The sequence below is a fragment of the Tardiphaga sp. genome, from assembly GCF_025356345.1.
Taxonomy (GTDB): domain Bacteria; phylum Pseudomonadota; class Alphaproteobacteria; order Rhizobiales; family Xanthobacteraceae; genus Tardiphaga.
The window spans coordinates 18148-30219 of record NZ_JANXTC010000067.1 but is presented as its reverse complement, the minus strand read 5'-3'; the positions used below and the strand labels follow the sequence as shown (position 1 = coordinate 30219).

At 62.9% G+C, this 12072-nt stretch carries 11 protein-coding genes; 4 read left to right on the top strand and 7 right to left on the bottom strand.

From position 1 onward, the window contains the following. Nucleotides 1-349: hypothetical protein (locus tag Q0S16_RS03840; protein WP_295845234.1), on the top strand; the 349-nt coding region annotated here is incomplete at its 5' end. Between the two features lie 62 nt (nt 350-411). Here the strand turns inward: Q0S16_RS03840 and lepA are convergent. Then, entirely contained in the window at nt 412-2217 is a 1806-nt protein-coding gene (gene lepA, locus Q0S16_RS03835) for a translation elongation factor 4 (RefSeq protein ID WP_295845233.1), read from the bottom strand. A gap of 125 nt (nt 2218-2342) precedes the next feature. On the opposite strand from lepA, the gene Q0S16_RS03830 reads away from it, so the two are divergent. Beyond that, nucleotides 2343-3968, top strand: a complete 1626-nt coding sequence (locus tag Q0S16_RS03830; protein ID WP_295845232.1) for a glycosyltransferase family 39 protein — start codon at nt 2343-2345, stop codon at nt 3966-3968. Between the two features lie 39 nt (nt 3969-4007). On the opposite strand, the gene Q0S16_RS03825 is transcribed toward Q0S16_RS03830, so the two are convergent. The 5 genes from Q0S16_RS03825 to Q0S16_RS03805 form a co-directional block, all read right to left on the bottom strand. Continuing rightward, nucleotides 4008-4343: an HPr family phosphocarrier protein gene (locus Q0S16_RS03825; protein ID WP_295845231.1), complete on the bottom strand. Its 336-nt coding sequence runs from the start codon at nt 4341-4343 to the stop codon at nt 4008-4010. Continuing rightward, nucleotides 4340-4741 carry a PTS sugar transporter subunit IIA gene (locus Q0S16_RS03820; protein ID WP_068733893.1) on the bottom strand — a complete coding sequence of 134 codons (402 nt, stop codon included), beginning with the start codon at nt 4739-4741 and terminating at the stop codon, nt 4340-4342. The genes Q0S16_RS03825 and Q0S16_RS03820 overlap by 4 nt, the downstream gene beginning before the upstream one ends. Nucleotides 4742-4870: 129 nt before the next feature. Beyond that, on the bottom strand, nt 4871-5398 hold the full coding sequence (locus Q0S16_RS03815) for an HPr kinase/phosphatase C-terminal domain-containing protein (RefSeq protein ID WP_295845230.1): 528 nt from the start codon (nt 5396-5398) through the stop codon (nt 4871-4873). Continuing rightward, complete coding sequence (locus Q0S16_RS03810; protein ID WP_295845229.1) at nt 5395-7200, bottom strand: sensor histidine kinase; 1806 nt, start codon at nt 7198-7200, stop codon at nt 5395-5397. The genes Q0S16_RS03815 and Q0S16_RS03810 overlap by 4 nt, the downstream gene beginning before the upstream one ends. Before the next feature lie 101 nt (nt 7201-7301). After that, nucleotides 7302-8003, bottom strand: a complete 702-nt coding sequence (locus Q0S16_RS03805) for a response regulator transcription factor (RefSeq protein WP_295845227.1) — start codon at nt 8001-8003, stop codon at nt 7302-7304. A 218-nt stretch (nt 8004-8221) separates the two neighbouring features. Between Q0S16_RS03805 and Q0S16_RS03800 the strand changes: the two genes are divergently transcribed. Both Q0S16_RS03800 and Q0S16_RS03795 read left to right on the top strand, forming a co-directional pair. After that, nucleotides 8222-8959 carry a DUF2470 domain-containing protein gene (locus Q0S16_RS03800; protein ID WP_295845226.1) on the top strand — a complete coding sequence of 246 codons (738 nt, stop codon included), beginning with the start codon at nt 8222-8224 and terminating at the stop codon, nt 8957-8959. A gap of 155 nt (nt 8960-9114) precedes the next feature. Beyond that, a complete protein-coding gene (locus Q0S16_RS03795) occupies nt 9115-10728 on the top strand; it encodes a phosphoenolpyruvate carboxykinase (RefSeq protein WP_295845225.1) in 1614 nt (537 codons plus the stop codon). Nucleotides 10729-11155: 427 nt separating this feature from the next. On the opposite strand, the gene Q0S16_RS03790 is transcribed toward Q0S16_RS03795, so the two are convergent. Next, complete coding sequence (locus Q0S16_RS03790) at nt 11156-12049, bottom strand: LysR family transcriptional regulator (RefSeq protein WP_295845224.1); 894 nt, start codon at nt 12047-12049, stop codon at nt 11156-11158. Nucleotides 12050-12072 lie beyond the last annotated feature (23 nt).

Below are 12072 nucleotides of genomic sequence, written 5' to 3'. Positions count from 1 at the left end.
GCCGGCGCTGCGCCCGCTGCGCTATTGCGGCGATATTTCCTACACGCTGTATATCGAGCACATGCTGGTGATCCACACCCTGCATGAGATTTACGCCATGATCGGCCTGAACGATCTGGCGATGAACTGGCTCAACCTTCCTGTCGCGCTCGCCGACTGCCTCGCTGTCGCCGCGCTCACCAGCCGTTTCCTGGAGCGCGACATGTGGCGGGTATTTGCGGCGGTGTGCCGCGCTGCCTGGACGGATCCGCGGCGCGACGCCGAGGACAGCAAGGCGTTGGTGTCGGACACGAAGACTATCATTGGTGTTCCCGGTCAAGCTTCAGCGGCGCAACCTGCTGATGCTTGACCGGGCAACGTTGAGGGTCCCGCCGCCGCGTGCGCTCCGATGACTGGCCGGTGAGCGCCGCCTCAGCTATCGACCTTCAGCGCCGCGATAAAGGCTTCCTGCGGGATGTCGACCTTGCCGAACTGCCGCATCTTCTTCTTGCCTTCCTTCTGCTTCTCCAGAAGTTTTCGTTTCCGCGAGATGTCGCCGCCGTAGCATTTCGCGGTGACGTCCTTGCGTAGCGCGCGCACGGTCTCGCGGGCGATCACCTTGCCGCCGATCGCGGCCTGGATCGGAATCACGAACATGTGCGGCGGAATCAGGTCCTTCATCTTCTCGACCATGGCGCGGCCGCGGCCTTCGGCGCGGGTGCGATGCACCAGCATGCTGAGCGCATCGACCGACTCGGCATTGACCAGGATCGTCATCTTGACGAGGTCGGCGGCCTTGTAGTCGGTCAGATGATAGTCGAACGAGGCGTAACCCTTGGAGATCGACTTCAGCCTATCGTAGAAGTCGAACACGACCTCGTTGAGCGGCAATTCGTACTTCACCATGGCGCGGGCGCCAATATAGGTGAGCTCCTTCTGATTGCCGCGGCGGTCCTGGCACAGCTTCAGCACAGAGCCGAGATATTCGTCGGGGGTCAGGATCGTGGCCTCGATCCATGGCTCCTGGATCTCGGCGATCTTCACCACATCCGGCATGTCGATCGGATTGTGGATCTCGATCTCCTGGCCGTCGGTGAGGTGCATCTTGTAGATCACCGAGGGAGCCGTAGCGATCAGGTTGAGGTCGAATTCGCGGCTGAGGCGCTCCTGGATGATCTCCAGATGCAGCAGGCCGAGGAAGCCGCAGCGGAAGCCGAAGCCGAGCGCGGCCGAGGTTTCCATCTCGAACGAGAAGCTGGCGTCGTTGAGGCGCAGCTTGCCCATCGCCGCGCGCAGCGTTTCGAAATCGTCGGCGTCGACTGGAAACAAGCCGCAGAACACCACGGGGACGGCGGGCTTGAAGCCCGGCAGCATTTCGGTCACCGGGCGGCGGTCGTCGGTGATGGTGTCGCCGACGCGGGTGTCGGCAACTTCCTTGATGCCGGCGGTGATGAAGCCGATCTCGCCAGGGCCGAGTTCTTCCACCGTGGTCATCTTCGGCGTGAAATAGCCGACGCGCTCAAGGTCGACGGCGGCGTTGGTACCCATCATGCGGATGCGCATGCCCTTCTTCATCACGCCGTCGACGACGCGGACGAGAACGACGACGCCGAGATAGACATCGTACCAGCTATCGACCAGCAGCGCCTTCAGTGGCGCATCGCGGTCGCCCTGCGGCGGCGGCAGGCGGTGGACCACGGCCTCCAGCACCAGGTCGATGCCGATGCCGGTCTTGGCCGAGATCATCACCGCGTCGGAAGCGTCGATGCCGATAACGTCCTCGATCTGCTGCTTGACCTGGTCGGGCTCGGCGGCGGGCAAATCGATCTTGTTGAGCACCGGCACGATCTCGTGGCCGGCGTCCAGCGCATGATAGACGTTGGCGAGGGTCTGGGCCTCGACGCCCTGCGAGGCGTCGACCACCAGCAGCGAGCCCTCGCAGGCCGCCAGCGAGCGCGAGACTTCATAGGCGAAGTCGACATGGCCGGGCGTGTCCATCAGGTTGAAGATGTACTCCTTGCCGTCCTTTGCGAGGTAGTTCAGTCGCACCGTCTGCGCCTTGATGGTAATGCCGCGCTCGCGTTCGATGTCCATCGAATCGAGCACCTGCTCCTTCATCTCGCGCGCCTGCAAACCGCCGGTGGTCTGGATCAGACGGTCGGCGAGGGTCGACTTGCCATGATCGATATGGGCGACGATGGAGAAGTTGCGGATGTTCGAAATCGGGACAGTTGTCATGGGCGCGGGATAGCATTCGGGCCGTGATGCGGCAACCTTATTGCGATTCCGGGCCGGGTTTACGGGCCTTTGGGCCTCACGGCTTCCTGATTTCATGACGGGCGGAAACGCGCTAGGCAGGGCGCATGAACAAGACTGTTTCACGGCCTGCCGCCGCGCGCCCGCGCCCGCGCTCCTTTGGTCGCCGCGGCGCCGCCCGGCTGGTGGCCTGGGCGGGCGACGCGCGGCTGAGCATTTGGCTGGTCGCCGGATTCGTGATCGCCCATGCGGTGCTGTGGACCGCGATCCTGACCCAGCTCAAGGCGGCGCAGGACGTGCATTTTGACGTCAGCGAAGGGTTTGCCTGGGGACAGAAATTGCTGCTTGGCTATGGCAAACACCCGCCATTGTCCGGCTGGGTCGCCGCGGCCTGGTTCAGCATTTTCCCGGCAACCGACTGGGCAACCTATGCGCTGGCGATGGCCACCGTCAGCGCCGGCATGATGATCTGCTGGGCGATCGCGCTGCGCGTCGTCGATCGTCGTCGTGCCTTCCTCGTGGTGGTGATGATGGCGCTCTATCCGATCTTCAATTTCAAGGGTTTTAAATACAATCCGGACCTGTTGCAGCTGGTGACGCTGCCGCTGCTGGTGCTGGCCTATCTCGACGCTTTCGACAAGCGCACGATCCGCGCCGGGCTGTTGCTGGGCCTCGCCGGCGCGCTGGCGCTGATGACCAAATACTGGGTGCTGACGATGATCGGCGCGATTGGCCTGACGGCGCTGATCCATCCGGCGCGAATGCTGTTTTTGCGCTCGCCGGCGCCCTGGGTCGCCATCGTCACCCTCGGCGTTGCCATGGTGCCGCATTTCAGATGGCTGCAGCAGGTCGACTTCGTGCCGATCACCTATGCCGGCGGCACCTACGCGATCTCCGACCATTGGCAGAGCCTGCAGTTGGTATTGGGCTATATTGGACATAATCTGGCGCTGCTGGCACTGCCGCTAGCGCTGGCCGCGCTGGCGCTGGCGTGGAGCCCGCGGCGCTGGACCCTGCCGTTCCGCGATCCGCGGGCGTTCTTCGCCGAGCCGTGGTCGATGCGTGACCATGGCGGCGTGCGTCGCGATCAGGCGGTGAACATCTGGATTATCCAGGGCATCGTCGCCGTCGGTCCGCCGCTCGGTGCGCTGGGGTTCGACATCTATCTGAAGACCGACTGGGGCATCTCGCTGTTCTTTCTGGTGCCGCTCTGCGTGGTCGCGATCCCGACGCTGCGGGTGCCGCGCGCCGCTTTGGTGCGGATCGCGGCGGTCTGGCTGGCGCTGAGCCTGATCGTGCTGGCCGCGTCGCCGCAGATCGCCATTGCCACCGCGCCACGCAATGGCGCCGGGCAGTTCACCCACGGCTCCTATTCGCAACTGGCGCGCGAATTGACGCAAGCGTGGCGGCAGCGGTTTCACAGCCGCTGGGCGGTCGTGATCGGCCCGACCGAGGTCAGCACCCTGATGACGTTTTACAGCCCTGACCATCCGGCGCCGCTGACGCCGAACGAGGCCTGGGGCTCCGGCCTGACCTCGCTGGGCGAGGCCAACCGCGAGGGTTTCATCGGGGTCTGCGAAGTCGGCAGCCCGCAGCAGCCCGGCTGCGACGCCTGGATGAAGGATAATGTGAAAGCGGGGGAGCGCATCGTGATGACGACGCGGCGGTTCTACGCGGGCGGCGCCGGGGCGCCGACAGGGTGGAATGTGACCATCGTGCCGCCGTCGAGGTAGGACGCAACGATCTCGTCGCTTGTCGACGAGGGAAGAACGCTATTCTTCGCCGAATTTACTGGCGACCAGTTCGGCCAGTGCAAGGATGGCGGCTTCGGCTTCCGGGCCTTTCGCAGACACCATGATGGTGGTGCCGGGGCCGGCTGACAGCATCATCAGGCCCATGATCGAGGTGCCGCCAACGCTTTCGCCGTTGCGGGTCACGGTGACCTCGGCATTGAAGCGCTCGACCATCTGCACGAATTTGGCCGACGCCCGCGCATGCAGGCCGCGCTTGTTGATGATGGCAAGTTCGCGGCGAACCTCGCCGGACGACGCGTCGTCGGAGGCAGCAGCGCTGCTGGTCGGGCTTGCGTCGTCGGGCGCGTCGTTCATTTGCCGGCGAGAACCCGGCTGGCGATGGTGACGTATTTGCGGCCGGCTTCCTGCGCCATTGCGATCGCATCGGGCAAAGTGCGCTCTTCGCGGACCTTGGCGAGCTTCACCAGCATCGGCAGGTTTATTCCGGCCAGCACTTCCACCTTGGGGCGGCTCATGCAGGAGATCGCCAGGTTCGAGGGGGTGCCGCCGAACATGTCGGTGAGAATGGCGACGCCATCGCCACTGTCCACGCGATTAACTGCTTCGATAATGTCACTTCGACACAAATCGGAATCGTCTTCGGCGCCGATCGTGACGGCTTCAATTTGCTTCTGTGGACCCATCACGTGTTCAAGCGCCGCCTTAAACTCGTCGGCAAGGCGCCCATGGGTCACAAGTACTAGACCAATCATCGGAAACTCCTCGTGGGCGCTTTTGGTGCACCGCACGAAAGGGCCACTTTGACCATCCAGAGCCCCTATGCAAGAGGCGTCTTCGCGTTTCTCCCTTAAAATAAGAACTAATCAGGAGGAGGCGCGGGTCTATTCTGTGGCGATAGTGGGACTAATATGGTTACCAATTCCCTTCGAGCAACTGTCCAGTCGTCGCAGGCCAACCGAACCCTCGATTGTCGTCAAAGCGGCCACCACCATTGGTAGTGGAAAAAACCCGATACCGACCGGAATCCGGCTCAATACGACCCCTTCGATGGTGATTTCCAGCGATTTTGGCTCCGGCAGCCGGGCCGCATCGCCCGCATCGAGGTCGACAACCCATCCGACGATGGCCTCCGCGGCAAAATCGAGGCGCCGAATGCCTAGCCCGCGAATCTCGAGCAGTCCTTCCAGTTCCGGCGCGGATCGCACCAGCAACCGCCCGTCCTCGACCCGGAGTATCAGCCGGTCGTCGCCGACCAGCGCCGCCTCCGGGATCTGACCGGCGTGACCGGCCAGAATCAGATCGAACACCAGCCGTGACTTTCCGGATCCCGATGGGCCGCGAATCAATATGGCCCGGTCGCCGACCAGTACCGCCGAACCATGCACGCTGCTGCCATCCGGTCGGTTCATTTGGCAGGCAACCGGACCACGAAGCGAGCGCCAAGCACCGGGATCTCGCCTTCCGCATCGACCGGGCCGAGCCGGTTCTCTGCCCAGATCTTGCCGCGATGGGCTTCGACGATCTGCTTGGAGATCGATAGTCCGAGGCCGGAATTCTGACCGAAGCCCTGATGCGGCCGGTCGGTATAAAACCGCTCAAAGATCCGCTCCAGCGCGTCGGGACCAATTCCCGGGCCGTCGTCGTCGATTTGGATCTCGATCTCGGATTTGCGCCGGCGGCACAGGATCCGGACCTTGCCGCCCGGCGCCGAGAACGACTGGGCGTTGACCAGCAGGTTGGAGATCACCTGGCCCAGCCGGGAATCATGGCCAGCCACCGCGAATTGATCCCAGGCCACCCCCTCGAAATGGATTTCGACGCTGACGTCATGCCCAAGCTTGGTTTCATTCGCCACGCCGGTGAGTGTGGTGAGCAGCCGGCGGATGTCGACCGGCGCGATTTCGTTACGCTGCAATTCGGCGTCAAGCCGGCTGGCGTCGGCGATGTCGGAGATCAGGCGGTCCAGTCGCTTGACGTCGTGCTCGATCACCGCGAGCAGGCGGCCGCGGCTGTTTTCATTCTTCGCCAGCGGCAGGGTTTCCACCGCCGAGCGCAACGAGGTCAGCGGGTTCTTCAGCTCGTGGGAGACGTCGGCGGCGAACATCTCGATCGCTTCGATGCGGTTATAGAGCGCATCGGTCATGTCGCGCAGCGCGCCGGACAGATGGCCGATCTCGTCGCGGCGGCGGGTGAAGTCCGGAATCTCCACGCGGGTGCGGATGCGGCGACGGACGCGCTCGGCGCTGTCGGCGAGACGGCGCACTGGACCGGCGATGGTCGAGGCCAGCAGCAGCGACAATACGATCATCACCACGGCGGCGACCGCGAATACTTTCAGAATCGCGAGGCGTTCAGCGGTGACCATCTGGTCGATGTCGTCGCCCTGGGTCGACAGCATCAGCGCGCCATGTACCGCGCGAAACCGCTGCACGGGGACGGCGACCGAGACGATCACCTCGCCGCGCTCGTTGATCCGCACCATGCTGGTCTTCATGCCGTCAAGCGACTGCGAGACTTCCTGGTAGCCATGGCCGTTTTCCGGGCCGAGTTCGCGGTACAGCGGCAGATCGCCGCGGTTGAGCCAGGTGCGCACGGCGATCATCGCGCGTTCGGCGAAGCCGGCCTTCTCGGAAGATGGCGGCGGCAGTTCGAAGCGCAGCACGTCGCCGCGGCCGTACAGGCTGCGGCTGTCGAGAATCAGCACGCCGTCGCGATCATAGATGCGGGCGCGGGTCTTGGTCGGCGAGATCAGCCGCCGCAGCACCGGCGCCACCCGTTCCGGATTGATCGGGAAATCCAGCCCGGAAAACTCGTCGGGGGCGCCATAGGTCTCGCCGGGCTTGAGGTCGAGCAGACGTTCCGGATCGATGGTGATGGTATTGGTTTCGACCGTCGCCGAGGCGGCGATGGCACCGGCGATGATCTCGGCCTGTACCAGCAGGCTCTGCGCACGGGCATCAATCAGGCCGGCCCGGAACTGGGACAAATAGAGAATGCTCGCCACCAGGGCGACCAGGCCGGCAAGGTTCAGGGAAACGATGCGTCGCGTCAGGCTTGAAAAAGTCAGTGCGACAAAAAATCGCCGGGCACTGCCCAGCCATTTCAGCGGCCGTTTCCAGCCTGACGTCTCGGTATCGACGGTGGAGTCCGGCGCGAGCGGCGAGGTGCCGCCGGCATCCAGCCCCCCATCAGGCTGTGTTCGATCCAGCAATGCCAAACAATCCGGTTGTTTTCGATAGGACAGCGATACGCATCCTAGCCCAATCGAGCCCGCCCGTCAGTGCCCCGCCGCCGATTTGGCCACGTGTCGGATCAGGTTTCCTTGAACCGATAACCGACGCCGTACAGCGTTTCGATCATCTCGAAATCGTCATCGACCACCTTGAACTTTTTGCGCAGCCGTTTGATGTGGCTGTCGATGGTGCGGTCGTCGACATAGACCTGGTCGTCATACGCTGCGTCCATCAGCGCGTTACGGCTCTTGACCACGCCAGGCCGGGTGGCGAGCGCCTGCAGGATCAGGAATTCGGTGACTGTCAGCGTCACCGCCTCGTTCTTCCAGGTGCAGGTATGTCGTTCGGGATCCATCCGGAGCAGGCCGCGGTCGAGCGCCTTGGCGTCGGTTTCCTTCGGCGTGGCAGTTGGATCTTTCGGGGCCGCGCGGCGCAGCACGGCCTTGACGCGTTCCACCAGCAGGCGCTGCGAGAACGGTTTGCGGATGAAGTCGTCGGCGCCCATCTTGAGGCCGAACAATTCGTCGATCTCTTCGTCCTTGGAGGTCAGGAAGATCACCGGCAGGTCCGACTTCTGCCGCAAGCGGCGCAGCGTCTCCATGCCGTCCATGCGCGGCATCTTGATATCGAGGATCGCCAGATCCGGCGGGCTGGTCCGGAAACCGTCCAGCGCGGACGCGCCGTCGGTGTAGGTCATGATGCGATAGCCTTCGGCTTCGAGCGCGATCGAGACGGAAGTAAGAATGTTGCGGTCGTCGTCGACCAAAGCGATTGTGGGCATGAGCCTGCTTTCCGAAGCGGGATGGCAAGACGACGAACAATTCGACTGTCTGCCGTAGGAGATGGCCTTGAGAACACAGTCAACGAGCAATGCAAGCTAGGCTGAAGTGTGGCCAAGTTCCGTTAACGTTTGAATGAACTAAAAGTGCAATGCATCTATATACCCTCGAAGGAATGAAGAAAACGGTGCTTTTTTCAATGAAATTGGGGATTTAACCGGTGCAAGCGAGTTCCGATTTCGACCCGGTCCGGGTGACGAGGGGGCTATTGCGGCGCAGCCGCCAAGGTGCGTTGGCAACCCTGAGCGCGGGAAGTGGCGCCCCCTATTGCTCACTGGTGAACGTCGCCAGCCATCCCGACGGTGCTCCGGTGTTGCTGATTTCGCGGCTCGCGCGGCACACCCAGAACCTCCTCGCCGACCCCCGGGTGTCGCTGATGCTGGACGAGCGCGCACCCGGCGACCCGCTAGAAGGCGCCCGGATCATGCTCGACGGCACCGCCGAACAGGCCGACCAAGCCGCAACGGCGCTGCTGCGACCGCGCTATCTGGGTGCTCATCCTTCGGCAGAGGTGTTTGTCGGGTTCAAGGATTTTGCCTTCTTCCGGATCCGGCCAAAGGCCGTGCATCTGGTCGCCGGGTTCGGTCGCATCATCGATCTGGCGCCCGACCAGTTCCTGACCGATCTGACCGGGGCGGAGGCCGTGGTCGAAGCCGGGGAGGGCGCGGTTGCCCATATGAACACCGATCACCGCGAGGCGCTCAATCTTTATGCAACCCAACTGCTTGGCGCCGAACCGGGCGAATGGCGCTGCACCGGCTGCGATCCTGACGGGCTGGACTTGCAATCGGGCCCCGTCGTGCTGCGGCTGGATTTCCCGCGGCGTATCGTCACCCCCGCTGCGTTGCGGTCGATGCTGCGTGAACTCGCGGAACAGGCGCGGACCGTCGCTTGTTGAGCCGTATCAAGGGGAAACGAAAATAGTCAAATAGGACAGCCCTGCTTGTCGGGATCTGCGTTCGTCTCTATTAAATCGCCGGATTTTGACCAGACGGGCTATATTAAAATCTGCTGCGGCAGCAATGACGACCGCGGGCTTGAGGAGGATAATTCGTGCAAGAAACCGGCGTGCGCAACGGGGCCTTTGGCGCCGACAAATTCGGGCTGAAAAATCTCAAGGCAATGAACTGGAATTTTGGGGCGCCGCGGCTTTATGAGCATGCGCTGCGCGCGGGTGAGGCTGAATTGTCCGCCGATGGCGCGCTGTGCGCCGACACCGGTGATTTCACCGGCCGCAGCCCGAAGGACAAATACACTGTCCGTGACGCCTCCACCGAACAGATGTGGTGGGCGGGTAACCAGTCGATCACGCCGGCGCAGTTCGAAGCGCTCTATATGGATTTCAAGGCGCATGCCGAAGGCATGACCTTGTTCGCGCAGGACCTCTATGGCGGCGCCGATCCGGCGTTCCAGATCAAGACCCGTGTGTTCACCGAACTGGCCTGGCACTCGCTGTTCATCCGCACGCTGCTGATTCGTCCGGAAGCCGCCGCGCTCAAGGACTTCGTCCCTGAACTCACCATCATCGATTTGCCAAGCTTCAGGGCTGATCCGAAACGCCATGGTGTGCGTTCCGAAAACGTCGTTGCCATCGATTTCGCCCGCAAGATCGTCCTGATCGGCGGGTCCTTTTATGCCGGCGAGATGAAGAAGAGCGTGTTCACCACGCTGAACTACTATCTGCCCGCCCGCGGCGTGATGCCGATGCATTGCTCCGCCAATGTCGGCCCGGACGGCGACAGTGCGATCTTCTTCGGCCTGTCTGGCACCGGCAAGACAACGCTCTCGGCCGATCCGAAGCGCACTTTGATCGGCGACGACGAGCACGGCTGGGGCACCGACGGCATCTTCAATTTTGAAGGCGGCTGCTACGCCAAGTGCATCAAGCTGTCGGAAGAAGCCGAGCCGGAAATCTACGCCGCTTCCAAGCGGTTCGGCGCGGTGCTGGAAAACGTCATCCTCGATCCCGTCACCCGGGTGCCGGATTTTAACGATGGCACCAAGACCGAAAATACCCGCTCGGCCTATCCGCTGGAATTCATCCCGAACGCCTCGCGCAGCGGCCGCGCCGGACAGCCGAAAAACGTGGTGATGCTTGCCGCCGACGCATTTGGCGTGCTGCCTCCGATCGCCAGGCTGACGCCGGCGCAGGCGATGTATCACTTCCTGTCCGGCTACACCGCCAAGGTAGCCGGCACCGAGCGTGGGCTAGGCAACGATCCGGAGCCGGAATTCTCGACCTGTTTCGGCTCGCCATTCCTGCCGCTGGATCCGTCGGTCTATGGCAACATGCTGCGCGACCTGATCGCCCGGCACAATGTCGATTGCTGGCTGGTCAACACCGGCTGGACCGGCGGAAAATACGGCGTCGGTTCGCGGATGCCGATCAAGGTGACCCGTGCGCTGCTCACCGCGGCGCTCAACGGTTCCTTGCGCAACGTCGAATTCCGCACTGACAAGTATTTTGGCTTCGCGGTGCCGACCGCTCTCGAAGGCGTGCCGAGCGAGATCCTCGATCCGGTCAACACCTGGACCGACAAGGCCGAGTTCGACACGACCGCTCGAAAACTGGTCGGCATGTTCCAGAAGAACTTTGCCAAGTTCGAAGCCCAGGTCGATGCCGACGTGCGCGCGGCTGCGCCGGATGTGAAGCTGGCGGCGGAGTAGTTCTTCGCCGGACCGACGTTCAAGCAAGGGCGGCTCATCGAGCCGCCCTTTTTGATAACGCAAGGGCTCTCCGTCATTGCGAGGAGCGAAGCGACGCGGCAATCTAGAAGGCTTCAATCGCGGAAGAACTGGATTACTTCGTCGCAAGGGCTCCTAGGAAGAAAGGGTACTTGTCCCGGACGCGGCGCAATGCGCCTCCGCAGGAGGCGTCATGCGCTGCAGAGCCGGGACCGCCAAGAGCGCTGTTGCCTGATAAGGTCCCGGCGCTGCGGAGCGGCATGGCGGCGATGCAAGGGCATCGCCTGAGAATGCCGCACCGAGTCCGGGACACGAAGACTATCTTTTATATCTCAGGACCGGCCAAAAAGCCGGTGCCGAACTCGCAATGACGATGTTGGTCGACTGATTCATCGCAATCAAGAGTGTACTAAGCTGATAGACCACCCGGGTTCGACGCCGCGACACTGTCGAGCAGCCAGTTCTTGAACGCGAGCATTGCCGCGGTCGGGCGCTTCGATCGCAGCGACGTCAGCCAGTACGCGCCCAGCACTATTTCGATCTTGAATGGCCGCATCAGCCGGCCCTCGCGCAGTTCGTGCGCAAACATGCTGGCGGGCAGCAGGGCAACACCGGCGCCGCGTGCGGCCACTTCCGCCATCGTGATCGAGGAATCGAAAATCGTACCGGTGATCGTCGGGCTGGCGATCCCCGCTTCGGCAAACCACAGGCGCCACTCGTCGGGTCGATACGAGCGCAGCAACGGCTGGCGCTCGAGATCGGCAGGCCGGCGCAGCTTTTTGGCGATTTGCGGGGCGCAGACCGGCGTCAGTGACGCGGCGAACAGCCGGGTGGCTTCGGTGCCATGCCACAGCCCGTCGCCAAATCGAATCGCGAAGTCGAGGCCTTCTCCGGCAATATCGACGCGGTTGTTGTTGGTAAGTAGCCGCAGGTCGATATAGGGGTGAGCGCGTTCGAACGCCGCCAGGCGCGACAGCAGCCAGCCGGTCGCGAAGGTCCCGACCACGCCGACGGTGAGGACTTCGCGCAAGCGGCCATCCTCAAAGCGGTTCAGCGTCGCACGGATGTTTTCGAACGACGCAGCAATTGTCGGCAACAGCGCCTGTCCCTCGTCGGTGAGCGCAAGGCCGCGCGGAAGCCTGCGAAACAGTTCTACGCCGAGCGTTTCCTCCAGGCCCTTGACCTGATGGCTGACCGCCGCCTGCGTGACCCGCAGTTCCAGCCCGGCGCGAGTGAAGCTGAGGTGTCGCGCCGAAGCCTCGAAGGCCCGCAGGGCGTTGAGCGGCAAATGCGATGACTTCATTCGTCGATCCAAATTTTTCTAAT

What these genes read in the sequence shown, in the direction of transcription:
- lepA (WP_295845233.1), bottom strand. Translation starts at nt 2,217, where the DNA reads ATGACAACTGTCCCGATTTCGAACATCCGCAACTTCTCCATCGTCGCC.
- Q0S16_RS03830 (WP_295845232.1), top strand. Translation starts at nt 2,343, where the DNA reads ATGAACAAGACTGTTTCACGGCCTGCCGCCGCGCGCCCGCGCCCGCGC.
- Q0S16_RS03825 (WP_295845231.1), bottom strand. Translation starts at nt 4,343, where the DNA reads ATGAACGACGCGCCCGACGACGCAAGCCCGACCAGCAGCGCTGCTGCC.
- Q0S16_RS03820 (WP_068733893.1), bottom strand. Translation starts at nt 4,741, where the DNA reads ATGATTGGTCTAGTACTTGTGACCCATGGGCGCCTTGCCGACGAGTTT.
- Q0S16_RS03815 (WP_295845230.1), bottom strand. Translation starts at nt 5,398, where the DNA reads ATGAACCGACCGGATGGCAGCAGCGTGCATGGTTCGGCGGTACTGGTC.
- Q0S16_RS03805 (WP_295845227.1), bottom strand. Translation starts at nt 8,003, where the DNA reads ATGCCCACAATCGCTTTGGTCGACGACGACCGCAACATTCTTACTTCC.
- Q0S16_RS03790 (WP_295845224.1), bottom strand. Translation starts at nt 12,049, where the DNA reads ATGAAGTCATCGCATTTGCCGCTCAACGCCCTGCGGGCCTTCGAGGCT.